Source organism: Ralstonia mojiangensis, from assembly GCF_023955645.1.
GTDB classification, from domain to species: Bacteria; Pseudomonadota; Gammaproteobacteria; order Burkholderiales; family Burkholderiaceae; genus Ralstonia; species Ralstonia mojiangensis.
Genome location: NZ_JAMXHU010000006.1, coordinates 34,129 through 58,625, shown reverse-complemented (window position 1 = coordinate 58,625; position 24,497 = coordinate 34,129). Strand labels below are relative to the sequence as shown.

Genomic DNA, 24,497 nt, shown 5'->3' with positions numbered 1-24,497 from the left:
TGCTCGCAATTTCCCATGCACATCACGTCCGTGCCGTTTCCACACTCGCCCGCCGACGATCTCTCCATGTGGTCGGCGCTTCCGCCGCAGGACGTGCTGGACCGGCTTCAGAGCCAGACGCACGGCCTGACGCAGGACGCCGCTGCACAGCGCCTGCGTGAACACGGGCTGAACCGCGTGGCCAACGGCCACCACGAGGCTGTGCTGATTGAGTTGGCGCGCCGCTCGGTCAATCCGCTGAATCTGCTGCTCATCTCGCTGGCGGGCGTCTCGGCGGTGTTGGGCGATGTGCGGGCGGCCGTGCTGATTGCCGTCATGGTGGTGCTGAGCGTTGTGCTGGGCTTTCTGCAGGAGCATCGCTCGAACCGCGCGGCGGAGGCACTGCGTCGCATGGTGCATACAACGGCAACGGTAAGGCGCATCGGTTCCGACGGCGCCGAAGCAAGCCAGGAAATCCCGATCGAACAACTGGTGCCGGGCGATATCGTCCAGCTTTCCGCCGGCGACATGGTGCCGGCAGACTTGCGGTTGCTCAGCGCGAAGGATGTGTTCGTCAACCAGTCGGCCCTGACTGGCGAAGCCATGCCACAAGAAAAGCATGCGGAGCCCTCCGACGGCCACCTCGCGGCAGATTTCGACCGGCCCAATCTGTGCTTCATGGGCAGCGCCGTGGTGAGCGGCTACGCGACGGGCGTTGTCCTGACCACCGGCCACCGGACCGCCTTTGGTCATGTGGCCAACCTGATTGCCGGGCAGCGCGTGCAGACCAGCTTTGATCGCGGCATTACCCGGTTCACTTGGCTGATGCTGACGCTGATCCTGGTGATGGCGCCCACGGTCTTTCTCATCAATGGATTGACCAAGGGCAACTGGTTTGAAGCGCTGTTGTTTGCGGTGGCCGTAGCCGTTGGCCTGACGCCCGAGATGCTGCCGATGATCGTCACGGTCAATCTGGCCAAGGGCGCCATCGCCATGTCGCGCAAAAAGGTCATCGTCAAGCGGCTCAACGCCATCCAGAACTTTGGTGCCATGGATGTCCTGTGCACCGACAAGACCGGCACGCTCACGCAAGACCGCATCATCCTCAAGCATCACCTGGATTTGCGCGGCGAAGAATCCGACCAGGTGTTGGAGTACGCGTTTTTGAACAGCTTCTACCAGTCGGGCCTGAAGAATCTGCTGGACGTGGCTGTACTCAAGCACGTGGAGCTGGAGCAGCGCCTGGATGTACATGCGCGTTTCCAGAAAATCGATGAGCTGCCGTTTGACTTCGAGCGCCGGCGCATGTCGGTGGTGCTGGCGCAAGACGACGGCACGCACGTGCTGATCTGCAAGGGTGCAGTGGAAGAAGTGCTGGCCGTCAGTGCGCGTTACGTGAGCGGCGACGAGGCTGGCCCGCTGGAGGCAAGCCACCTCCAAGATACGCGGCAACTGGCGGAAAACCTGAGCGCCGACGGCTTCCGTGTCGTGGCGGTTGCGTACAAGGAGATGCCACCTGAGCAAAGCCAGTACGTCGTGGCAGACGAGTCGGGATTGACGTTGCTCGGGTACATCGCCTTTCTCGACCCGCCGCGTGATACGGCCGCCCCCGCCATTGCCGCATTGAAGGACCGCGGCGTGGCGGTCAAGATCCTGACCGGGGACAACGGCATTGTTGCGCGCAAGATCTGTCGCGAGGTCGGGCTGGCCGTGGAACCGGTGGTACTTGGCGCCGAGCTGGCCGCCATGTCACCTGACCAGATGGCTGAGGTAGCCGAGCGCGCGTCGGTGTTCGCCAAGGTGTCGCCGGCGCAAAAGGCGGCCATTGTCGAGGCACTGCATCGCCGGGGCCATGTGGTGGGCTTCATGGGTGACGGCATTAACGATGGGCCGGCGCTCAAGGCTGCGGATGTCGGCATCTCCGTGGATAGCGCGGTCGATATTGCCAAGGAGTCCGCTGACATCATCCTGCTGGAGAAAAGTCTGGCCGTGCTGGGGGAGGGCGTGACAGAAGGGCGCAAGGTGTTCGGCAACATCGTCAAGTACATCAAGATGGGCGCCAGCTCGAACTTCGGAAACATGTTCAGCGTGCTGGGCGCCAGCCTGTTTTTGCCCTTCCTGCCAATGGCGCCTGTGCAGGTGCTGCTCAACAACCTGCTCTACGATTTTTCGCAAACCGCCATCCCGACCGACAACGTAGACGAGGACTACCTCGTCAAACCACGGCGGTGGGAGATCGGCAGCATCTTGAAGTTCATGCTGTACATGGGGCCCGTCAGCTCGCTGTTTGATTTCGCGACCTATGTGCTGCTGCTGGGCGTCTTTCAGGCGTGGGCTGATCCGGCGCTGTTCCAGTCCGGGTGGTTTGTTGAATCGCTCCTCACGCAGACGCTCATCATCCACATCATCCGCACGGCCAAGGTGCCGTTCGTGCAAAGCCGGGCAAGTACCGCTCTGGTGTTGACCAGCATCGCCATTGCTTGCGTGGGCGTCGCCATGCCGTTGACATCGGTCGGGGCGCTGTTTGGATTTGTACCGCTGCCGGCAGCCTTCTGGCCCTGCCTGGCAGCGATCGTAGTGGCCTACGGGTTGTGCGCCTACGTGATGAAAGCCTGGTACGTGCGCAGATACGGTCTGGATTGATCGGGCGTGTCAGCCAGCCTGGCGCTCGGTCTGCGGGGCCGCGTCCAACGCAGCACGCACTTCGGCGTCTTCCACCTGAGGAAAGTCGGCGTAATACAAGCCGACCGCGCGGAAGCCCTGCGGCGCGTAGAGGCAGACGACCTCATCGGCAAGCGGTCGGATTTCGTCCAGGCTGTCCGGTGCCGCCACGGGAACCGCGCAGATGAGGCGTTGCGGATGCCGCTGTCGTATGGCGTGGAGTGCCGCCTTCATGGAGGCCCCGGTTGCCAGCCCATCGTCGACCACGATCACGACGCGTCCTTCTACGTCATACGGACCGCGATTTGGGGTATAGAGCGCACGGCGCCGACGGATGACTTCCACCTGTTCGGCGCTTTCCTGTTCGAGGTATGTCGTGTCCGCACCAATGCGGCTCGCATAGGGTGCGAAGTAGGTCCAGCCGCCTTCTTCGACAGAGCCGACAGCCAGCTCAGGGTTGAACGGCGCGCCGAGTTTGCGAACCAGCACCACATCAAGCTGACCGCCGAGTGCGTGTGCGATGAGTGCGCCCATTGGAACCGCACCCCTTGGGATGGCCAACACCAGCGGGTGCATGTCCCGATACTTTTCCAGCGCCTGCGCCAGCATGCGCGCTGCATCCAATCGATCTTTGAATCGCACGGGGCTACCTCGCGTGTCGTTTGGGTTGGGTGGCTGCGCTCAAATAGCGGACGAACCATGCCCGCGCCAGCTCGGCCACCTGTTCGAGCGCACCCTCTTCTTGAAAAAGGTGTGTTGCGCGCGGCACCGTCTCAAGGGCTTTCTCACAATGCATCTGGCTCAGCGCTTGCCGGTTGAGATCGAGAACGTCCAAATCGGCTGCGCCAACGATCAGCAGGGTCGGGCAGGCGAGTTTGTCCAGTGCGCGTGGGCCCGCAAGATCCGGCCGACCGCCGCGGCTGACGACCACTTCGATCGGGCAGGCGTCGTCCGACTCGGTCGCTGCCAGGATCGCGGCCGCGGCTCCGGTGCTGGCGCCAAAATACCCGAGGCGTAACCCGCGTTCGCGGGCGATGCTGCCGACCGCGCGTGTGGCTGTCTGCAGGCGCCGTGCAAGAAGTTCGATATCGAACCGGCACGACGCATGTGACGCCTCTTCGGCACTCAACAGATCGAACAGCAGCGTGCCCAAACCGGCGGCGTGGAGCTGATCCGCAACGTACCGGTTGCGCGGGCTGAGCCGTGAGCTGCCGCTGCCATGCGCAAAAATCACCAGGCCGGTTGCATTGCCGGGGCAGTCCAACGTACCTTCCAGCACCGCGTTGTCAGCCACGATGTCCATGCTGAGAGAAAGCGGCTCGGGATTCATGGGAAGGTTTTCCTGAAGTGGGGTGGCAGCCGGCTTACACGCTCAGCGGCGGCTGGACGCTGCCGGTTGTTTCGCGCTCGCGCTCGTTATGGACGAGGCGGGCGATCAGGCTCCATTCGGTGGCCAATGCGCCCAGCACATCGTCCAGAGACAGCACGCCGACCAGCGCGCCGTCGGACGTCACACCAACACGCCGCACGCCGTTTGAGAGCATTTCCTGCAACGCGTCGCTCAGGCTTGCATCGAGCGATACATTGAAGATGCCTCGGCTCATCACATCGGCCACACAGGTCTGGGAAGGGCTAACGCCAACCGCAACCGCATCAAGCACGATGTCGCGATCCGTGACGACGCCGATTGCACGGGGTCCGGACGGGGTGTTCTCCGTCACGACCAGCGCACCGACATGCTTCTGGCGCATCTGCTGTGCCGCCTCCTGAAGCGTGCACGAGAGCGGAATATGGACTGCATTGTGTGAATAGACGTCCTGAACTCGCATGATGGACTCCTTGGCGTGTTGATCAGGCGGCCTTTCCGGCTCGTGCCGTTGTGGAACGTGCCAGTCCGTTCTTCTTTGCCTCGGAGTCTGGTGGAGCCATGAGGTTGAAACTGTCAAAGAAGGCCTTCAGCGAATCGGAGGATGCCGCAAACAACTGGGAGGAAGAGGCCTGCCCTTCGGGTTGCTGCATCTGCTGGGTCCACTCGGTCAATCGACGCAAATAGGCCGCTTGCAGCTTGTTCGTGAACTCGGTCCACGTCTTCAGAGCGTTAGCACCGTGGCTTGATTGCATCTTCATGAAGATGCTTTGCGCTGCGGCCAGCGAGGTCCAGTCATGCGTACCGCTCAGTTCATGTTCCAACTCACGCACATCTTCCAGCGCAGCCTCGGCCAGCTTGAGGCGGAAATGGGCGAAGTCGATTTGCGCTTCGAGCATGAAGCTGGCGGTGCGGCTCATATCGCGCATGGCGGCGCATGCCAGGTTGCATGCCATATCAGCGGGTTGTTGCATTGTGATCTCCGGTGGGGTTTTGGCGGACGGGGGAGGAGGGCCGCCGAACGAGGTATCCATATGCAGCGTAGGCACTCTGCAGTTGTGTGCGTTGATATGGCGCAAATGGGCGGCCGTGCGTGAAACACCATCGCTCCGGTGTTTCCTTTCAAGGTACTTGATTGTCCGAGCCAGCGCGCGCGAAATCGTCGCCCCCTTCGCCTCTCATGTAAGGCACAACCGGCGATGTCTCACCTGGGATCACATGTGCCCGCTCTTCCACGTTGAGCGGCTGTTGTGTGGCGATCTGGGCCTCCAATACGTGCAGGTCTGCCTCGGATGCGTCGAGCCCGCCCCGCATGCGATTGCGGATACGCATACGCAGCGTGTCGACATCCGCAACGCAGTCCGCGATGGCTACGGCCACCCCCAGCCGCCGGCCCAGCGAGAAGAACCGTTGGCGATGGTGCTCGGACAGGAACGTGGCATCTGCAATCATCGGGAAACCGGTGCCAGCACCGAGCTTGCAGATCGCGGCCAGACGTCGATAGGTACGTTCGACCGCACGCGGCAGGTAGCGATCGGCTGCTCGGACATGCCATCCACGCTGCCGTTCGACATCGGAGCGCACGCGAATCATTCCTTCTGCTTCGGCAAGCTGTGCAGCGCGGGTGGATTTTCCACTGCCCGAAAGGCCATGCATGAGAAGAATGCAGGCGTCGTTTCGGCACAGCAGCTCCCGAGACAAGTCGAGCATGCGGCGTGCCTCGCCGCTCGGCTTGGCAGCCAGATCGGGGGTTCCGTCCAACTGATGGGCGCGCTCCAGAAGCACACGAGCACGCACGAGCGCGCGCATCGATGCGTAGAAAGGCAGGACCGCCAACCCGCCATAGTCGCCACATCGTTCGAGATAACGGTTGATCATGCGATACGCCATCCCATGCAGACCCGCTGCGAGCAAGTCCATGAACAGAAAGGCGGTGTCGTACATGGTGTCGATCCATCGGAGCGACGGAGAAAATTCCAGGCAGTCGAACGGTGTCGGCTGGCCATCGATCAACACGATGTTGCCCAGGTGAAGGTCGCCATGGCATTCGCGAATGTGACGGCTGCGCCGGCGTGACTCGAATGTCTCTTCGAGGCGGTTTGCGTGCTGACGAAGCAGCGATACCGTGGCCGCCGCACTCAGCGGTTCGGTGCTCAAGGCGATGACCCCGGCTGCGCAGTCCTCGAACGTACGCAGAATGCTCGAGGGTGTTCCTGCGTCGGAACCGGGGCTGGCGACGGGCGCGGTTGCGTGGAAGTCTGCGATCAGGTCGGCCAGCGCGTCGATTTCTGCGGGGCACAGTCGTCCGTCATGAGCCAACGCCGCCAGTACGTCCTGTTGGGCAAACCGGCGCATGCAGACCGCGTACTCACAAGGCGTGCCTTGCCCATTGACGCAGATGGCACCCGTGACCGGATCGTACGAAATGGGCACCACGCCAAGGTATAGCGAGGGGGCTAGGCGGCGGTTGAGGCGGCATTCCTCCTCGCAATCGATTTGCCGCGCACGGAGCGTCGAAAAGTCGACGAAGTCCAGCTTGATCGGCTTGCGGACCTTGTAAGCAAAATCTCCGGCCAGGAAGACCCACGACAGATGGGTTTCGATCATCTGGAGGTCCGCAGCGGGGTGTGGATACGCTGCCGCCTCGAACATGCGAGTCACCAACGCTTCTGGTGGCTGCGAACATGGAACGGTGGTGGCTTGTTCGGCCATATGCGGGCTTCGCTTCCGGATACAGAAGGCCAATATCGCGCGGTTGCCGCCATGCGCCCTGACGTAGATCAACGTCCGCGCAAGGGGGGTGCCTAGCATGGAGTCATCGTCCTCTTTGGTGGCTCCCATGAAAGCGCTCGTCTACGAAGGGCCCGGTAAGATCACCTTGGCCGACAAGCCGAAACCGGAATTGCAGGCGCCTGGGGACGCGGTGGTGCGCGTCACGTTGACGACCATCTGCGGCACCGATCTGCACATCATCAAGGGCGACGTGCCGACCTGCGAGCCGGGGCGCACGCTGGGCCACGAAGGCGTGGGGGTGGTGGAGTCCGTCGGCGCGGCCGTGACATCGCTCAAGCCGGGTGACCACGTGCTGATTTCGTGCATTTCGTCTTGCGGAAAATGCGCGAACTGCCGCCGCGGCATGTACTCGCATTGCGAGACGGGCGGCTGGATCCTGGGCCATCGCATCGACGGTGTGCAGGCCGAATACGTCAGGATTCCGCACGCCGAGACCAGCCTTTACAAACTGCCGCCCGGCGTCGACGAAGAGGCGCTGGTCATGCTGTCGGACATCTTCCCGACTGGATTCGAATGCGGCGTGCTCAATGGCCGCGTCCAGCCGGGCAACAGCGTGGCGATTGTCGGCGCGGGCCCCATCGGGTTGGCCTCGTTGCTGACGGCGCAGTTCTACTCGCCCGCACAGATCATCATGATCGACACGAACGCGGCACGGCTGGAAGTGGCCGGCCGGCTGGGCGCAACGGCTTGCATCGACGTCTCCAGTGAAGACGCAGTTGCCGCCGTGAAGCGGTTGACGGAGGGCGTGGGGGTCGATTGTGCGATCGAGGCGGTGGGTGTGCCTGCGACGTTCGAACTCTGCCAGCAACTGGTTGCGCCGGGCGGGGTGATTGCGAACATTGGCGTGCATGGCGTCAAGGCAGACCTGCATCTGGAAACCTTGTGGAGCCAGAACATCGCCATCACCACGAGGCTGGTGGATACCGTCAGCACACCGATGCTTCTCAAAACTGTGCGCGCTGGGAAGCTGCAGCCGGGGCAGCTGATTACGCACCGGTTCAAGCTCGACGACATCCTTACTGCCTACGACACCTTCCGCAACGCCGCAAAGACCCAGGCGCTCAAGGTGATCATCTCCGCCTAGGTGGCGAGACATATCCGATGGATTCCTAGTTTTGTGAGGTGGATGCCATGAGCGAGGCAATGCTCCTGTCTTATGACCCTGTGCAACATCTACTGCCGCAGCCAAGCTCCCACGCGGCGCCACCAGCAACGATTGCGCTGGTGCCGCCGCTATTGGAAGGTGGCAACACGTTGACTGCAGCGCTTGCCAAGCGGAGGAGCGTGAGGGAATTTGGGCCCACACCGCTGTCGCCGCAGCAACTGAGCGAATTGCTGTGGGCGGCAAACGGCGTCAACCGGCCGGAGATCGGCGGGCGAACGGCACCTTCAGCGCATGGCCTGAACGAGATCGACATCTACGTCGCCTTGCCAGAGGGCGTCTACGAATACGAACCTGTGGCGCACCGCCTGCGCCTCAAGCATGCGGTGGACGCGCGCAACCTGACCGGGTACCAGGACTTTGTCGGCAAGGCGCCGCTGGATCTGGTGTACGTGGTCAACCATGCTCGTGCAGACCAGATGCCAGAAGTCGTGCGCGAAATATTTTCCGGTGTAGCGGCGGGAGCGATCTCACAGAACGTGTCACTTTACTGTGCCTCGGCCGGGCTCGGCTGTGTGGTGCGTGGCTGGCTCAATCAGCGTCTTCTGGCAGAAGCCTTGTCACTCAATGAAGACGAAGTTCCGGTGTTGGCACAGACGGTCGGCCATCCGGCCGCTGAGCGGTGAGGTATGAGATGAATCAGACATGTCGTCTATTGCCACGCTGCCTTCTAGTCGCGTGGGCGTTGGCCGCCAGCGTGCACGCCGGTGCTGCCGGGGCTGATGCGGCGGCGGCTCCTGAAGTCCGCGTTCAGAACGAGATCGCCTATGTGTCGGGTGGCGTTGGCAGCGACGCGCGCGACACCATGCACGCAATGGCAAGCCGTTTCAACGTGCGGCTGAACGTGGTGTCGGCCAGAACCGGCGAGGCGTTGTCGGATGTGGATGTCTCGGTGGCGGACGATCGCGGAACGCTTCGATTGCGCGTGCGCACGGAGGGGCCGCTGCTGTATATGCGCTTGCCCCGCGGGCACTATCAGATAACCGCTGCGTACCGGGGCGTAATGCAGACCCTGAGCGTTCGGGCCGGTACAAAGCCGGTCGATGCCGTTGTGCGCTTGCGTATCGAACCGGAAACAGACCGGTGGCTGCTGTGCAAGCGCGATTGCCCCCGCGCTGGCGTACGTCCGACGACGCGATGAGGCCGTCATGACAATACAGCGCATTGCGCTCATCACCGGTGGGATGGGCGGGTTGGGCGAAGCCATTGCCGTTCGTTTGCACGCGCAAGGGCATCGCGTGGTGGTTACCCATTCGCTGGGCAACGCGCATGTGACCTCATGGGTGGCAGAACAGCATGCCTACGGGCGCCTGTTCCAGACGTTCCCGGTGGATGTGGCCGACTACAACGCTTGCCAACGATGCGCATCTGAGGTGCTTTCGATCGTGGGCCCGGTCGACATTCTGGTGAACAACGCCGGTATTACACAGGACATGACCTTCAAGCGCATGACGCTCGACGCCTGGCGGAACGTGCTGGCTACCGACCTCGACTCCGTCTTCAACATGACCAAGCCGCTGTATGAAGGCATGATCGACCGCGGTTGGGGCCGCATCATCAACATCTCGTCGGTCAACGGATCGCGGGGTGCGTTCGGGCAGACGAACTATGCGGCGGCCAAGGCCGGCATACATGGGTTCACCAAAGCGCTGGCCCTCGAGTGCGCCGCAAAGGGCGTGACCGTTAACACGATCTCGCCCGGCTACCTCGCCACGCGAATGACCCGCGATATTCCCGGCGAGATCATGCAAGAACGGATTCTTCCGCAGATCCCGCTGGGCCGTCTTGGTCGACCAGAAGAGGTGGCGGCACTGGTGGCTTTTCTCTGCGGCGAGGACGCTGCCTACATTACCGGTGCCAACCTGGCCGTGAATGGTGGCCTGCACATGCAGTAGCGCGCATGCACAAGCACGATGCCTCAAGAGTGTGATTCTCGTTTGCCATTGGCTTCCACGAGCATGCGTTCCACGTGCGTGAAGGCCTCGCGGAGCGCGACGTAGGGATCCTCATTGGACGTATTGCTCGAAACATGCGTCTGATGCGGTGTGAACACGTGGACGTGGACGTCGAACGGCTTGCCCTGGTGCTGATGCTTGGCTCCCACGGCCAGGCTGACGCGGCAGCGCATCAGATCGGCACGAATGCGCTTCAAGCGGTCTGCATGGTTGATAACCGCTTCTTCGACGGCCTTCGAATGCGGAATACCCTGGAACGAAATATCGACTGGGACGCTCATGGTTTGGCTCCGGTTGGTCTGCATACTGATGTGGAAATTCATGTGTTCATTCTTGATCGCACGATTTCCGGCACCTTGACTCGGATCAACCCGATGGGCACGGCGTACGACATGTTGCGGTGCAGATACAGAATGCCCGAGGTGGTGTGCGCATGCGCGCGTCACATGGTCCGCTTCAACAACGGCAGCAGCGTGTCGAGCGAGTGCGCATTGAGCACGTCTGCCTGCCCTAGCCATGCGCGGCGGGCTTGCGTGACACCCAGGGGCAGGTTCGTCAGATCAGCCGGGCTGTGCGCGTCGGACGCAATGCTCACGAGGACACCTTCCGCCTTTGCCAGACGACATCCAACGTCGGACAGGTCCAGGCGGGAGGGCTGGGCATTGGCCTCAACGTAGCAGCCGCGCTGTGCAATGGCGGTCAGGACCCGCTTGAGGTCAACGTTGCAGGCGTTGCGCTCGCCGATCAGCCGGCCTAGCGGGTGGGCGAGGATGGTGAAGTGCGGATGATCGAGCGCACGAAGAATGCGTGACGTCTGTTGGTCGGCAGGCAGGCTGAAGTGGCTATGAATTGCGCCAACGACAAGATCCAGGCGCCCCAGCACCGAATCTGGCAGGTCCAGTGATCCGTTCTCCAGAATGTCGACTTCAACCCCCTTGAGCAGCACGGGCCAACCCTCGTGTTCGGCGTTGAAGCGGTCGATGGCATCGGCTTGTGCGGCCAGGCGCTCCGCCGTGAGGCCATGGGTTATGCCAATGCGTGGCGAATGATCGGTCACTGCCAGGTATTGATAGCCCAGCAGGCGCGCCTGCTCCGCCATGGCTTCGAGGCTGGCGGTGCCATCGCTGGCCGATGTGTGGGTATGGAGATCCCCCTTGACGTCGCTCTGTTCAACGAGGGATGGTAGTGCGCCGGACTGCGCGGCCGCGATCTCGCCTTGGTCTTCGCGCAGCTCGGGGCAGATCCAAGGCAAGCCCACTGCACGGTAGACCGACGCCTCCGTCTGGCCGGCGATGCGCGCCTTTCCTCGGAAGACACCGTATTCGTTGATCTTCAGACCCTGGGCCTGTGCAAGCTTGCGCAGTGCGATGTTATGCGGCTTCGAGCCAGTGAAATACACCAGCGCCGCGCCGAAAGCGTCGGAGCGCACCACGCGCAAGTCCACCTGCATGCCGTTTTTCAGGACGACGCTTGCGCGGGTGGGCCCCGCTGAGATTCGGGTAGCGACCTCGTTGTAGTGCACGAAATGCTCAACGATCTGGGCGCGTTTTCTTCCCGTGATGAGCAGATCCAGATCCCCCACGGTGTCTCGGCCCCGCCGGTAGCTGCCGGCAACGACGAGTTGGTCGACCAGGCCGCTCGCCAGCAGGTAATGCGTCAGTGCGTCGGCGCATGGCTTGGCGATTTCCAAACCATAACGGCGATCGCGCGCCAGGCGTGCGTTGAGGGCTTCGAGCAATCGCTCTTCGCTTCGGGGGCCAAAGCCATGCAGCTCGCGAATGCGGTGCGCCGTTGCTGCCCGAGCCAGCTCGTCCAACGAGGTGATGCCCAGCTCGTGCTGCAAAGCACGGGCCCGCTTTGGGCCCAGCCCAGGCAATTGAAGCAGTTGAAGCACGTACGATGGAACCTCCGTACGCACACGTGTGAGCATGGCGCAGGTTCCCGTTTCGACGATCTCGCGCATCTTTGCCGCGAGGTCGACTCCAACACCTGGCAAGGCGGTCAAGTCGGCGCCGCGTGCCAGCATGGCGTCAACGCCTTCCGTCATGCCTTCGACCATGCGGGCAGCATTGCGGTAAGCGCGTACCCGAAACGGGTTGGCCTCCTCAACCTCCAATAAATCAGCGATTTCGTTGAAGATCGCAGCGATGGCCTGGTTCGCGGGGTGCTGATAAGAAGCGGCCAATGGCATGGGTCATCCTCTTGCATGCAAGTCCCTCTATCGTTTCATCTGGCGATGCGGGGGCCTTGCGGCACATCAAACGGAATGCGTGGCTTTGCAGGATCACGACATACTGTCGAACCGTCTTGCGCGAGATCAACCCGGCCAACGCGCGCGGCCGTATCGTGGGCAGAGATCAGGAGTGCCTTCATGATCAAGCTGCTCATCCTCACCAACGTGGCGGTGTTCTGTGCAGAGCTCTTTGCAGGAGACGAACTGCTGCGTACCTTTGCTCTCTGGCCGCTCGGCATATCAGGGGCCGGCCTGCGGAGCGGATTCATGCCGTGGCAACCGCTGACATACGCCTTCCTGCACGCAAACGGCGCGCATCTGGTGCTCAACATGTTCGGGCTCTATATGTTCGGCCGCGACGTGGAGCGCACCGTGGGTACACCGCGGGCCTGGCTGATCTACGTATCCAGCATCCTGAGCGCGGCCTTCGCGCAAATCGCCTTTACGGTCTTGAGCGTTCTGCCGGCGGGGCCGGTCATCGGCGCTTCCGGGGGCGTATTCGGATTGCTTCTCGCGTATGCCGTCCTGTTTCCCAATCGCATGATCGTTCCGTTGATCCCCCCCATCCCGATGCCTGCGTGGGTGTTTGCAACGCTCTATGCGATCGTGGAGCTGACGCTTGGCGTGAGCGGAACCGAAGTCGATGTCGCGCACTTTGCCCACCTGGGCGGCATGGCGGGCAGCGGGGTGCTGCTTTGGCATTGGCTGCACGGCACACCAAGAGAGTCATAAGCGGGGCGGGCCGGGCGATGCGCACCATCTACCTTTCTTCGCAGGCACGGCTGATGAACAGCTGGATCTTCTCGTTGTGTTGTGCACTTCTGATGCTTGCGTATCCGGCTGCCCACGCAGAGATGCCGGCCATGGGGCCACATGTGGTGGTGCTCGTCTATCACCGCTTTGCATCGACGGTGGATAGCACCATGACGGTCCGGATGCAGACGTTCGAAGCACATCTGCAGGCGATCGAGGCGGCTGGTTATCGCATCGTGCCGCTCGCGGACATCCTGCGCTGGCACCAAGGCGAGCAAGATGCACTGCCGGGGAGGGCGGTGGCCATTACGGTGGATGACGGCCACCGGTCTGTGTACGAGACATTGTGGCCTGCGCTACGCGGCCGGCACGTTCCCGTAACGCTGTTTGTGTATCCGTCTGCCATCTCAAATGCCGCCTACGCAATGACCTGGCCCCAGTTGCGAGCGCTGGCCCGCACCGGACAGTTTGACGTGCAGTCCCATACCTACTGGCATCCGAACTTCCGCGTGGAACGGATGCACCGAAGCACCGATGATTTCGTCAAGTTCGCCCGCGATCAGTTGCGCCGCGCAAAGGTGCGCATCGAGACGGAAATCGGCGTCCGCGTGCATTTGCTGGCGTGGCCTTTCGGCATCCACGATCCTGAGCTGGAGCGCATTGCACGAGAGGAAGGCTATACCGCCGCCTTCACGCTGGACGCGCAACCGCTGCGGGCGAGCCAACCCGCTATGGCACTGCCCCGATACCTGATCACCGATGGCTGTGGCGCACGATGCATGACGAACATTCTCAATGCAGCCGAGGGCAATCATGAGTAGGCCTCTGTACTTCTGGCTTGCAGCTGCGTGGCTTTCCTGCGCGCAGTTTGCCGGCGCGGCCGAGATCAGGGTGGTAGACGCACAGACCCACCTTCCTGTGGGAGGCGCAATCACATTTGTTCAGGGCAAGAGCGGAAATACGGATGCGGCTGGCCTGGTCGATATTCCAGCCGCGGCAGTGGATGCACGCGCGGTGGTCAGCGTCCGTGCCCCCGGCTATGCACGCGCCGAGCTGGTGCTTGGCGGCCCGCAGCCTGCAGTCGAGATCGTGCTCAAGCAGATCAAGCCCCGAGCGGTCTATCTGTCGGTACAGGGCGTATCCAACAAATCCTTGCGCGATGCCGCCGTCGCACTCCAGCGCGAGACAGCGATCAATGCGCTGGTGATCGATATCAAGGGCGACCGGGGCGATACACCGTACCCGAGCGCGGCCCGTGTGGCAGTCGGCGCGGCCCGCGAACAGGGGAACGGTGCGGCCCGCATCAACCAGTTCGCCGCAGTGATTCGGCAACTTCGTCTACGTGCCCTCTACCTGATTGCGCGCATCGTCGTCTTCAAGGACGACCCCTTGGCCCGGGCACACCCCGAATGGGCCGTGCGGGACCGCGATGGAGCGGTCTGGCATGATCGTGAAGATCAACAATGGATCGACCCTGGTGTCGAAGCCGCCTGGGCCAGCTCGCTTGACGTGGCGGAAGAGGCTGCAAGACTCGGGTTCGACGAAATCCAGTTCGACTACCTGCGTTTTCCGGACGCCAATGGCTTGCAGTTCCATCAGGCCAACACGCAAGCACACCGGGTTGCCGCCGTGACTGGGTTTCTTGCGCTGGCGAGAGAGCGGCTGCGGCCGTACAACATTTACCTGGCGGCGGATATTTTCGGCTACGTCTGCTGGAACACCGACGACACCGCGATCGGCCAGCAGATCAATACGCTGGGCGCCGTGGTGGACTACATCTCGCCCATGCTCTATCCGTCCGGTTTCACATGGGGCTTGCCGGGTGTCAGGAAACCCACCGAGAAGCCCGGCGAGATCGTCTCGCACTCCCTGGCTGAAGCGAAGCGGCGCACAGGTTTGCCGGGGGTGAGATTCCGGCCATGGCTCCAGGCATTCCGGGACTATGCTTTTGATCGTCGTGAGTTCAATGCCGAGATGATTCGCGCCCAAGTCGACGCTGCTGACGCGGAAGGTACCAACGGGTGGATGCTATGGAACGCGCGCAATCGTTACGATCCCGCCAACTTGCCGCGATAGCCGCGGTGCTGGCTGCGGTGTTGTTGGCGTGCATGCAGAGCGGGCGCGCCGAGCCAACCATCAACACGCCAGGGCCGCTGGGCAAGCCTGTGTCCATGCACGAGCTGGAAGCCGTGGTAGCCGCGCAGATTGTCGATGCCAATGTGGCGGGGGCGGTGGTTGCCATCGGTGATGCCAGCGGGGTGCGTGAACGTGTCGCGCTGGGTCAGCGCACCGTCGGACGCGACGCAGAGCCGATGACTGAAGACACCATCTTCGATCTGGCATCCCTTACCAAGGCAGTGGCCACGTCCACGGCGGTGTTGCAGTTGGCAGAGCGTGGACGTTTGGACCTGGATGCGCCGGCCGGGCGGTACTGGCCAGCCTTCGCGGACGGAGGGAAGTCGCGCATCACGATACGGCAGTTGCTCACGCACACGTCCGGCCTGCCTCCTGGCCTGGCAGCTCGTTCGGAACTGCGGGGCCCCGCCTCGGTGCTTCACGCGGTCGGGATCATGCCGCCGATTTCTGAGCCGGGTCACCGTGTCATTTACAGCGATCTCAACTATGTCGCCTTGGGCGAGATCGTCCAGCGTGTCAGTGGGGTCGGACTTGATGCATGGTGTGCGCAGCATATCTTTCGGCCGCTTGGCATGCGCGACACCGCGTTTCGTCCGAGCCGCAAGGCGATCACGCGCATCGCTCCGACCATCATTCGCAACGGACGATGGCTTCGCGGCAAAGTCCATGATCCGACCGCCGCCGCACTGGGGGGCGTCTCCGGCAACGCGGGCCTGTTCTCCACGGCGGATGACATCGCGCTGTTCGCCAGGATGCTGCTCAACGGGGGCCGCGTTGGCGATCGCCGTATCTTGCAACCGGACAGCGTTGCCCTGCTGTTGACGCCGGACGGTTCGGCTGCGGTGGAGGCGACCCGCACGCTGGGATGGGAAGTCCAGGCGCCGTTGATCCCCAATCGCTATCGCGCGCCGCGCGCCGGACTCCTCCAGCACCTGGGCTATACCGGAACCGGCTTATGGATCGACCTGGTCACGCGCCGATTCGTGATTGTGCTCACGAGCCGGCTGTATCCCGGCGAGCAGGGTAACGCCATGCCCTTGCGTGAAGCCGTGCTGAATCTGGTATCGAACTCTGCGCCGCTGCTCTCGGGCGAACAGATCGCGCTGCGCGCCCCGACCATGGCCGATGCCGTGCTCAGTGCCGGCCGCCGCTTGCCCATGGCGGTCGGGCCCGTGCGATCAGGTATCGATGTACTGGAGGCCAACGGCTTCGCACCGCTCGTCGGGAAGCGGGTCGGCTTGGTCACCAACCACAGTGGCTTTGACGCGCAGGGGCGCCGGACCATTGATGTACTGAATGAGGCACCCGGCGTGCGGTTGAGCGCTATCTTTGCGCCAGAGCATGGCATCGGCACCGATCTCGATGCGCGCTTCGGTGACACGATCGACGCACGCTCCAACGTGGTTGTTCATAGCCTCTATGGCAGCAGCAAGGACATACCACGCAGTGCGCTGGCCGATATCGACGTCGTGGTGTTCGACCTGCAGGACGCCGGCGTACGCTTCTTTACCTACCTTGCGACCCTGGGGGCGACGCTGGAAGCCGCAGCGAAGGCCCGCATTCCAGTGCTGGTTCTGGACCGCCCCAATCCCATAGGAGGCGATCTGGTTGGTGGGCCGGTATCCGATACGGCGGACCGGTCATTGACGAACTACGTGCCTCTGCCGCTTGTGCACGGCATGACGATCGGCGAGCTTGCCCGGCTGCTGAACGACCAGCTGCACATTGGCGCAGCGTTGCATGTGGTGGCCATGGAACAGTACGACCGCGCCATGCGCTTTGCCAACACGGGGCTGGGTTGGGTTCCGCCATCGCCAAACCTGCGGGATTTCGCCGCCTTGGAGCGATATCCGGATGTGGGGCTGATCGAGGGCGCGAGTGTCAGCGTGGGCAGAGGTACGTCGACGCCGTTCGGCATGGTCGGAGCACCGTGGATGGACGGCGCTGCGGTAGCGCGCGAACTCAATGCGCTGAATACGGGCGCTACCTATACGCCCGTCCATTTTGTGCCGTCAGAGGGGCCATACCATGGCCGCTCGTGCTCGGGTGTGGCGATCCACCAGACGTCTGCGCTCACGCACCCCGGTCGCATCGGTTTAGCGCTGGCCCGAGTGCTGTCGCAGCGCTATCCGGAGCATTTCAAGCTGGAGACGATCCGCGTGTCCGTGGGGTCCGAGACGGTCTGGGCAATGCTGCGTGATGGCGTTTCACTGGACGCGATCGAGCACGCCTACATCGCCCAGACCGATGCCTTCCTTTCCCAGCGTGCGACGTATCTGCTGTACTGAAGGTGGCAGCTACGCCGACAGATGGAATACGACAAGGCAATCCCAGATGCCTCTACTTCGTCTGATTGCCGCCATCCGTATGTGGGTCACGTTTGGCTTTTGCGCCTTCCGTGTACGGGTCGAACTTGCCGCTCCTCGATCCTTCCGTGTAGGGGTCACGTTTGCCCTTTGCGCCCTCAGTGTACGGGTCAAACTTGCCGCGTCTTGATCCTTCCGTGTACGGGTCGCGCTTGGCTTGTTTGGCGCCTTCCGTATATGCGTCGCGTTTGCCCTTTGCGCCTTCCGTGTACGGGTCAAACTTGCCGCTCCTCGATCCTTCTGTGTACGGGTCGGGCTTGGCCTGTTTGGCGCCATCCGTATAGGGATCCACCTTGCCGGCCCGTTGTCCGTCGCTGTTCGGTGCTGTGTCGGGCTTGCCTTGTGCGTACGCCGACGTCGAGGCTGCTGCAACGACGAGCAGAGCCATCATGAGTTTTCCGCGCATTTTTTGCTCCTGCAAACAAATCAAGTTCAACCGCTGAATCAACAATCGTTTCCATCCACTGTGTGTTTGCCCGATGGCTACTTCAAGAATAGGTAGCCGCCAAACACCCTCGTTGACAGGAATCAAGCTCTTCTCTTTCGTCGAGGCCGTGCATTGCACATTCCAATCGGCAGTCGCCAGCCATTCGGCCTGAGCGCCGTCACGCGCCTTGCGCGCTCTTGGGCCTCGTGCGCGGTTACGACGGCGTCCGGCCTTGCGTAGCCGATGCGGCTATCGCGTTGAAGGTGTTGACCAATGTTTGCCAAGAGTCCAAGGACGCGATGAACAGTTGTGCAGGAGATGCAGCCGTGCCCGGCCGATGTTGGAACTGGTCGTTCCACTCCGTTGCTTGGCGCAGATAAGAGCGCTGTGCGTCATTGAGGAGGTCGGCCCACTGGCGAGCCGCGTTTGCGCCTTGGTTGGCTTGCAGCTTCATATAGGCGCTCTGTGCCGAGGCCAGGCCACTCCAGTCTTTGATTGCGTCCAACTGGCCCTCCAGCTGGGACAGATTCTGCAGCGCCGTTTCCGCCATCTTGACGCGAAGGCGCGCGAGCTGAAGCTGGCTATCGACGAAGAACTCGGTTGCGCGGCTGGCATCGCGCAGGGTGGCGCAGGCAAGGTTGCAGACTGCATCAGTAGGTTGTGGCATCACGATCTCCGGTTGATATGACTGCAGGGTAGGCACTTCGTCATTGCCAGAGTTGACCTGACGCAAGCCGCCAGATCGGCTTGCCGTACGCCCCTGATTGGGCGGTCATCGTGAAGCTGTTAGCTGCCTGGGCCAAAAGACCTGCGTCGGAGCGCGATGCGTCCCTCATTGCACTTGGTGAGAAGGCGGGCCGGTGCTTAGTCCAAATCCAATTCTGGATGGTCCGACAGGACATCTGCCCGGGAGCGGCACCCGCGCAAAGGGTCGTCCGGTCCAATCCAGGCCGCGCGCACGTTCGCGCAGACATCACGAAAGCGCGCGGTGGTGATGCCCATACGATTGGCCGCCGTGGCCCAGTGTGTGAAGACTTTCGAATGCACTGCCAGATACTTCTGGCGAACATCTGGCTCCCGCGGAAACATGCCATCCGCGGTGGAGAAGTCGGGGCACCTAAGGTAGAGGTTGAACCAGAAGAGCGCAGCATACGCGCGGAGAATATCCTCCACTGACTGCGGACATTTCGGATCGAAGGTGGCGTGGGGGCACGGACAACTGGTCGCGCAGAAGTAAGTCGTATGCATGCTTGCGCGCCCCCGGTTAGCCGACGTGGTGACGTTGCAAGGCCACGTTTTCCGCTCGCAGCGGATCGGTGGTGGCTTCCACCGTAACCGTCATGTCCAGCCCGACGACGCCGGGCAAGCGCAGCAGCGCGATCTTCAGATAGGCTAGCGGGCGGGCATTGCAGACGTGGCCGGCAACGCGAATACGCCCATGCTCCGCGCTGAGATGGATTGCGGTGGCCAACGTTGGGGCAAACCAGGAAGCGGCCGTTCTTGCCAGAACGGCAAGCGCCGGATCAGGGAGCTGACACGCACTGGCATCCGGAAGAAAGGCCGTGGCCAATGCGTCTTCGTTGATGTGCCGGGCGGGCGTCGCTCTGGAGCGCTGATGGTGGACGAAGGCGTGAGCGATCATGGCAAGTCCGGCGTGTCGAAGTGTCTTGTCATCACTGTAGAGGACGGTTTGGAAGCTCCCTTGATCGTGAGCAAAGCTTGATCCGTCGCCAGTGGTCTCAGGAATGCTCGGGATGGCCGGGGCTTTGCTACGCGTATCCGGCGTTGAACATGGCCGGGCTTGAAGCTTCATCCGGCCGGTCAACATAGCCTTCCCGCGCGTCGGCGATCATGCAATCCGTGGTCAACAACAGGGCGGCAATGGAGACGGCGTTCTGCAATGCCGTGCGTACCACTTTGACGGGGTCGACCACACCCAGCTCCAGCATGTCGCCATAGCGATCGGACGCCGCATCGTAGCCGTGCGATCCCTCCCCGGAGAGGACCTGGTGGACGACTGCCTGCGCGTCTGCGCCTGCGTTGGCTGCGATCTGCTGCATCGGCGCGGCCAGGGCGGTATGCACGATACGGGCACCGGCATGCTGCTCGGTGTTGGGTGCGCTCCATGCGTCGATTGCGGAGCGCGCACGGAGCAATGCAACGCCACCGCCGGGAACGATGCCTTCCTCAACGGCTGCACGGGTGGCGTGAAGGGCATCCTGAAAGCGGTTCTTGCGTTCGTGCAACGCGACTTCGGTTGCCGCGCCTACCTTGATGACAGCCACACCACCGCTCAGGCGCGCGATCCGGTGCTGAAGTTGCTCGCGGTCGTAGTCTGTCTTTGCGTCATTGAGTTGAGCCCGCACCTGGCCCACGCGGCGTTCCACCTCAGCCTTTGCCGTATCGCCGGCGATGAGTGTGGTCGAATCCTTGGTGGTTTCCGTTCGGTGTACGCGGCCGAGCTGGTCAAGCGTCGCGTGCTCGAGCGAAACGCCGGTCTGCGATGAGATGACGCTCGCACCAGTCAGCGCAGCAAGATCGGCCAGTTGTTCCGTGCGGGACTCGCCAAAGCCGGGCGAGCGAATCGCGCAACTCTTGAGCGTGCCGCGCAGGTTGTTGACCACGAGCGTGGCCAACGCTTCGCCTTCCACTTCGTTGGCAATGACCAGCAGTGGCTTACCGGTGCCGGACACGGCTTCGAGAACCGGCAGCAATTGGGCAATCGAACTGATCGTGGCATCGCACAATAAGACCCATGGTTCTTCCAGCACGACGGCCCGGCTCTCGGTGGTGGCAAAGAATGGCGATAGAAAGCCCCGGTCAACACGCGCGCCTTTTGCGATCTCCAACTGGTCTTCAAGCTTCGAGCCATCTTCCACACTGATGGCGCCGTCCTTGCCGACCTGCTCAACCGCGCGCGCCACCAGCGTGCCCACGGTTTGGTCTCCGCTGGCGGAAATCGTGGCGATCTGCCGCATTTCGTCAACGGTGGTGCAGAGCCGAGCCATGGCGTGGAGCTGCTGCGCAACCACGGCGCCGGCGGCCTCGATACCGCGCCTGAGCTGCATCGGGTCGTGTCCGGCTTCTACGTACTTCACGCCTTCTGCCACGATGGCGTGCGCCAAGGTGGTGGCCGTGGTGGTGCCGTCACCCGCGACCTCGCTGGTGCGCGCCGCTGCCTCGCACAGCAATCGGGCACCCATATCGGCAAAGGGCTCGCGCAATGAAATGGAACGTGCAACAACCACGCCGGAGTTGGCGACCATAGGCGTCATGCCCGGCCGCTCGATGATCACGTTGCGGCCGCCAGGCCCGAGCGTCACCTTGACAGCTCGGGCCAACAGGTCGATTCCGTTGAGCATCATCCTGCGCGCGGTTTGATGGAAGACGAGGGTGCGTGCTGTCATGGTCAACTCACGTTGGATGGAATGTGCCGCGGCGTGCGGTTTCGCTCACAGCAGCAGCGGGTGCCGCCGCCACGAGTGGTATGCGATGCACGGGCTGCTGCTTTTCAGGTTAGCCATGACGTCATACGCCAGTTTGGGCTGGATCAAAGGTTGCGCCATATCAACGCGCTTCGGCGCGCATGAACCATTGTGGCTCTAGGGAAGCGAATGAACTCTCAAGGAGTCGGTCATGGTTCGGGTACACAGCCTCTTGTGCGCTGCGCTGGCTGCAGCGTCTCTCTTGTCGACAAACGCGGCATTGGCGCAGGCGCCCGCCCCCGAGCAAGTACGCCAGCCGAGCGCCGATTTTTGCGCGCAACTGCGCAATGCTCGGACACCGGCAGAGCGCCGCGCGTTGATGCAGCGCATGCGGGATATTCAAGGCGTGAATGAGCCTGATCGGCTGACGGGCCGGGCACGAGGTGGCAGGCATAGCGCAATGACGAACAGGCGCTCGTGGCGTGCCATGTACGAGATGGGCTGCCTGAATGAAGGTGCTTACGCCGCCCGTCCTATTCAACGTGTGCAAGGGGGCGTGGCGTATGTGTCAGGTGGGGTGGGACAAGACGAGGTGGACGCAATGCGTAGCGTTGCGGCGGACTACAACCTGCGCTTGACGTTCGTTGAGCAAGGGGGCGCGTACGTTTCAGATGTCGACACGCGTATTCGTTCTGCCAGCGGCGCGGTGTCCCTGGCTGTCGTATCGGAAGGCCCACTGCTCTATGTCCGTCTGCCGAGCGGTAAGTATCAAGTCAGCGCGTCTTATAACGGCGTGGTGCGGCAGGGCACGCTTGTCGTGCCGGCGCATGGTGCCGCCATGCGCACCATGACCTGGCCCCGCTGAATCACGTGCCGGCGACACGCGGCAGTTGGAGCAACCTTGAGTGGGCGAGGCACGCCGGCCGTCGACGGACCTTGCCCGGCCGCTTCATTGATACATGTGAGGCGGAGCCGATTCCACACGCGCCGTAAAGCGCGCGGCAAGTTCGCGGCCGAGCAGAATGCCGGCACTGAATGCGAGATCCCGGGACACATAGCCTTCAACGTTGGCCGCTGAAACCCAGGACGAGCATTTTCCATTGGGTGAAACGAACCTGCATTCGCAATCCCAGCGCTTGTCGCTTCGCCGTTTTGTACGAACGTCCACCCAACCCCGCCCGGCATGAACGGTCAAGCTCATATGCCCCCCTTTGCTTCAATGATTGCACTCGATTGCTCGCGGACCATCTCGCTTCGCAATACGAACTCGACGTCTTTGAACGCATCGTGAAGTGCGACAAGAGCGTCGTCGCCGGAGGCATGGCCCGAGAGGTGGCGATGGTGGCGCGTCATCACGTCAATGTGAACCCTGACGGATGGGATAGGTAGCTGCTGGCGCGGCAGTTGAATCAACTTGACGCGGCAACGGGCGATCTCCACCTGAACGCTGCCAAGGCTGTTCGCCTGTTTGATGACAGCATCCTCAATCGCTTTGGAGTACGGAAAGTCCCGAAATGAAATGTCCAATGCCAAAGTCACGCTCGAACTCCTTGACCCAAAAATGGGTGCCGCCACGTCATCATGGGCAGCCGAGAATTTGAAGGTCAGTTCCTGTCAACCGGGCGACGCGGCCGCAGCGAAGCGGCTCGGGCCGCGATTAGAACCAAGGTGGGCGGAGGTACGAGTCGTGCAACGAGTCGCTATTCGTCCTCCGCTGTTCTTGCGGTGCGCCGTCCGCTACATCAGCCCCCGTTTACGGGGATCGTCTTGGGCGTGGCTTGCGCCGCGTCTGTCTTGGGGAGCGTCACCGTCAATACGCCATTCTTGAAGCTGGCCTGGATCTTCTCTGTGTCGACGCCCTCCGGCATACGGAATGACCGCTCGAATGCACCGAAGTGGCGTTCATGCAGGTAGTAGTCCTTTTGCTTCTCTTCCTTCTCTTCCTGCTTCTCGCCTTTGATCGTCAGGCCGCCGTTGGCCAGCTTGACTTCGACGTCCTTTTCTTCCATGCCGGGCAGATCGGCCTTGATCTCATAAGCCGTATCGGTTTCGACAACGTCCACGGCAGGTGCGGACGTCAAAGCCCATTCACGCCGCCAGAACGGCTCGATATCGAGCGCCGCGCGATGAAATGGAAAGAGATGAAATCCACGATCGAAATCATCGAACACACGCGCAACCTCTTGCCGAAGGTTGTCAAAAGCGCGCCAGGGTTGCATGGCGCCAGGCTGCTTGTTCGAAGCTTCCGCGCCGGTCTTCACGGCAAGTTTGGTATCGGATTCAGCCATGATGCTTTCTCCTGTGGGGGGTCTGGGAGAAACCATTCTGGACGCCGATGCGGACAGCATCTTGATGGGCGTCAACCGATCGATGCTGGCGATCCGTCGCCACATGGTCTTTGGTCACATCGTGTTCGGCTGGAGGTCACGCAAACGGTCCAGTCGTTGCCCGAGCAGGGTTGGCGAGCGTTTTGGTTCTCGCCGCGCTCGTCACAAACAGCGCCGTCACGTTCCTGACCTTGATCAGGGAAGCCGGGTGCCAAGCGTTGTAAGGGAATCCCTCCGCCACCTACCATGAAATAGTGGGAGCGCAGCTCTAAGGGATACGCGATGATCAAGGTGCTGATAGCGGACGACCATGCCGTTTTTCGTGAGGGATTGGGCCGGATCCTGAGCGATGCTAGCGATATCGAGGTTGTTGGTGAAGCAGTCGATGGTGCATCCACCATCGATCTGGTGCGCCGTACACCGGCCGACGTCATCGTGCTGGACTTGTCGATGCCCGGACGCAGCGGCATTGACCTGATCGCCCAAGTTCATCGGGACGTTCCGCAGCTCAAGATCTTGGTCCTGACCATGCATGCCGAGGACCAGTACGCGCTACGCGCATTCCGAGCCGGGGCCGTCGGCTATCTGACGAAAGAGGGTGCCGTCAAGGAGCTCGAGAAGGCCATCCGCAAGGCCGCATCGGGCGCTACGTACATGACGCAGGCCGTGGCAGAGCTGCTGATACACAATCTGGGCGACCCTGCAGACAGGCTGCTTCATCAGCGGCTCAGTGACCGCGAGTTCGATATTTTTGTGCGTCTGTCGAGAGGCGATTCACTGGCGACGATTGCGCACGATCTGTGCATCAGCAAGAAAACGGTCAGCACGTATAAGGCGCGCATTCTTGAACGAATGAACTTGCCGAATGATGTCGCGTTGGTGCGATACGCGCTCGCCCACGGGTTGGTATGAGA

25 protein-coding genes are annotated in these 24,497 nt (G+C 62.1%); 11 read left to right on the top strand and 14 right to left on the bottom strand.

What is annotated here, in order from left to right; genetic code table 11:
• Positions 1–15 precede the first annotated feature (15 nt).
• The gene (gene mgtA, locus NG898_RS24210; RefSeq protein WP_252694826.1) at positions 16–2,622 is read left to right on the top strand and encodes a magnesium-translocating P-type ATPase; all 2,607 of its coding nucleotides are present in this window, start codon (positions 16–18) and stop codon (positions 2,620–2,622) included.
• A gap of 9 nt (positions 2,623–2,631) precedes the next feature.
• Here the strand turns inward: mgtA and NG898_RS24205 are convergent, their stop codons facing one another.
• From NG898_RS24205 to NG898_RS24185, 5 genes are all read right to left on the bottom strand, one after another.
• Entirely contained in the window at positions 2,632–3,282 is a 651-nt protein-coding gene (locus tag NG898_RS24205; protein ID WP_252694825.1) for a phosphoribosyltransferase, read from the bottom strand.
• 4 nt (positions 3,283–3,286) lie between these two features.
• Entirely contained in the window at positions 3,287–3,970 is a 684-nt protein-coding gene (locus NG898_RS24200; RefSeq protein WP_252694824.1) for a dienelactone hydrolase family protein, read from the bottom strand.
• A 34-nt stretch (positions 3,971–4,004) separates the two neighbouring features.
• On the bottom strand, positions 4,005–4,469 hold the full coding sequence (locus tag NG898_RS24195; protein WP_252694823.1) for a CBS domain-containing protein: 465 nt from the start codon (positions 4,467–4,469) through the stop codon (positions 4,005–4,007).
• Between the two features lie 22 nt (positions 4,470–4,491).
• Positions 4,492–4,980, bottom strand: a complete 489-nt coding sequence (locus tag NG898_RS24190) for a hypothetical protein (protein ID WP_252694822.1) — start codon at positions 4,978–4,980, stop codon at positions 4,492–4,494.
• Positions 4,981–5,128: 148 nt separating this feature from the next.
• Positions 5,129–6,718, bottom strand: coding sequence for a bifunctional aminoglycoside phosphotransferase/ATP-binding protein (locus NG898_RS24185; protein ID WP_252694942.1), 1,590 nt, complete (start codon positions 6,716–6,718; stop codon positions 5,129–5,131).
• Positions 6,719–6,845: 127 nt separating this feature from the next.
• Between NG898_RS24185 and NG898_RS24180 the strand changes: the two genes are divergently transcribed.
• Genes NG898_RS24180 through phbB form a run of 4 tightly spaced genes read left to right on the top strand, consistent with a single transcriptional unit; the run spans position 6,846 to position 9,856 of the window.
• Positions 6,846–7,883, top strand: coding sequence for a zinc-dependent alcohol dehydrogenase family protein (locus NG898_RS24180; protein ID WP_252694821.1), 1,038 nt, complete (start codon positions 6,846–6,848; stop codon positions 7,881–7,883).
• Between the two features lie 47 nt (positions 7,884–7,930).
• Complete coding sequence (locus tag NG898_RS24175) at positions 7,931–8,587, top strand: nitroreductase family protein (protein ID WP_252694820.1); 657 nt, start codon at positions 7,931–7,933, stop codon at positions 8,585–8,587.
• An 8-nt stretch (positions 8,588–8,595) separates the two neighbouring features.
• Entirely contained in the window at positions 8,596–9,102 is a 507-nt protein-coding gene (locus NG898_RS24170; protein WP_252694819.1) for a hypothetical protein, read from the top strand.
• Positions 9,103–9,109: 7 nt separating this feature from the next.
• Positions 9,110–9,856 (top strand): acetoacetyl-CoA reductase, encoded by a 747-nt coding sequence (gene phbB, locus NG898_RS24165; RefSeq protein WP_252694818.1) that lies wholly within the window; start codon positions 9,110–9,112, stop codon positions 9,854–9,856.
• Positions 9,857–9,879: 23 nt separating this feature from the next.
• Here phbB and NG898_RS24160 read toward each other — a convergent pair whose 3' ends face one another.
• Together NG898_RS24160 and polX are read right to left on the bottom strand one after the other, a co-directional pair.
• Positions 9,880–10,197: an HPF/RaiA family ribosome-associated protein gene (locus NG898_RS24160; protein ID WP_232040258.1), complete on the bottom strand. Its 318-nt coding sequence runs from the start codon at positions 10,195–10,197 to the stop codon at positions 9,880–9,882.
• Between the two features lie 161 nt (positions 10,198–10,358).
• Positions 10,359–12,107: a DNA polymerase/3'-5' exonuclease PolX gene (gene polX / locus NG898_RS24155; protein ID WP_252694817.1), complete on the bottom strand. Its 1,749-nt coding sequence runs from the start codon at positions 12,105–12,107 to the stop codon at positions 10,359–10,361.
• Between the two features lie 180 nt (positions 12,108–12,287).
• Between polX and NG898_RS24150 the strand changes: the two genes are divergently transcribed.
• Genes NG898_RS24150 through NG898_RS24135 form a run of 4 tightly spaced genes read left to right on the top strand, consistent with a single transcriptional unit; the run spans position 12,288 to position 17,326 of the window.
• Positions 12,288–12,881, top strand: coding sequence for a rhomboid family intramembrane serine protease (locus NG898_RS24150; protein WP_252694816.1), 594 nt, complete (start codon positions 12,288–12,290; stop codon positions 12,879–12,881).
• Between the two features lie 53 nt (positions 12,882–12,934).
• Positions 12,935–13,723: a polysaccharide deacetylase family protein gene (locus tag NG898_RS24145; protein WP_313904460.1), complete on the top strand. Its 789-nt coding sequence runs from the start codon at positions 12,935–12,937 to the stop codon at positions 13,721–13,723.
• Positions 13,698–14,978, top strand: a complete 1,281-nt coding sequence (locus tag NG898_RS24140; RefSeq protein WP_252694814.1) for a putative glycoside hydrolase — start codon at positions 13,698–13,700, stop codon at positions 14,976–14,978. The genes NG898_RS24145 and NG898_RS24140 overlap by 26 nt, the downstream gene beginning before the upstream one ends.
• Positions 14,933–17,326: an exo-beta-N-acetylmuramidase NamZ domain-containing protein gene (locus NG898_RS24135; protein WP_252694813.1), complete on the top strand. Its 2,394-nt coding sequence runs from the start codon at positions 14,933–14,935 to the stop codon at positions 17,324–17,326. The genes NG898_RS24140 and NG898_RS24135 overlap by 46 nt, the downstream gene beginning before the upstream one ends.
• A 52-nt stretch (positions 17,327–17,378) precedes the next feature.
• On the opposite strand, the gene NG898_RS24130 is transcribed toward NG898_RS24135, so the two are convergent.
• The 5 genes from NG898_RS24130 to groL form a co-directional block, all read right to left on the bottom strand.
• Entirely contained in the window at positions 17,379–17,936 is a 558-nt protein-coding gene (locus NG898_RS24130) for a hypothetical protein (protein ID WP_252694812.1), read from the bottom strand.
• 109 nt (positions 17,937–18,045) lie between these two features.
• Positions 18,046–18,564: a hypothetical protein gene (locus tag NG898_RS24125; RefSeq protein WP_252694811.1), complete on the bottom strand. Its 519-nt coding sequence runs from the start codon at positions 18,562–18,564 to the stop codon at positions 18,046–18,048.
• A gap of 131 nt (positions 18,565–18,695) precedes the next feature.
• Positions 18,696–19,079 (bottom strand): hypothetical protein, encoded by a 384-nt coding sequence (locus tag NG898_RS24120; protein ID WP_252694810.1) that lies wholly within the window; start codon positions 19,077–19,079, stop codon positions 18,696–18,698.
• Positions 19,080–19,095: 16 nt separating this feature from the next.
• Positions 19,096–19,473: a hypothetical protein gene (locus NG898_RS24115; protein ID WP_252694809.1), complete on the bottom strand. Its 378-nt coding sequence runs from the start codon at positions 19,471–19,473 to the stop codon at positions 19,096–19,098.
• A 127-nt stretch (positions 19,474–19,600) separates the two neighbouring features.
• Positions 19,601–21,238: a chaperonin GroEL gene (gene groL, locus NG898_RS24110; protein WP_252694808.1), complete on the bottom strand. Its 1,638-nt coding sequence runs from the start codon at positions 21,236–21,238 to the stop codon at positions 19,601–19,603.
• A 229-nt stretch (positions 21,239–21,467) separates the two neighbouring features.
• On the opposite strand from groL, the gene NG898_RS24105 reads away from it, so the two are divergent.
• A complete protein-coding gene (locus NG898_RS24105; protein WP_252694807.1) occupies positions 21,468–22,121 on the top strand; it encodes a hypothetical protein in 654 nt (217 codons plus the stop codon).
• A 332-nt stretch (positions 22,122–22,453) separates the two neighbouring features.
• Here NG898_RS24105 and NG898_RS24100 read toward each other — a convergent pair whose 3' ends face one another.
• Positions 22,454–22,795, bottom strand: a complete 342-nt coding sequence (locus NG898_RS24100; protein ID WP_252694806.1) for a hypothetical protein — start codon at positions 22,793–22,795, stop codon at positions 22,454–22,456.
• A gap of 203 nt (positions 22,796–22,998) precedes the next feature.
• Positions 22,999–23,544, bottom strand: a complete 546-nt coding sequence (locus NG898_RS24095) for an Hsp20/alpha crystallin family protein (RefSeq protein ID WP_313904459.1) — start codon at positions 23,542–23,544, stop codon at positions 22,999–23,001.
• Positions 23,545–23,865: 321 nt separating this feature from the next.
• On the opposite strand from NG898_RS24095, the gene NG898_RS24090 reads away from it, so the two are divergent.
• Positions 23,866–24,495, top strand: a complete 630-nt coding sequence (locus NG898_RS24090; RefSeq protein ID WP_252694804.1) for a response regulator — start codon at positions 23,866–23,868, stop codon at positions 24,493–24,495.
• The last annotated feature ends 2 nt before the right edge of the window (positions 24,496–24,497 follow it).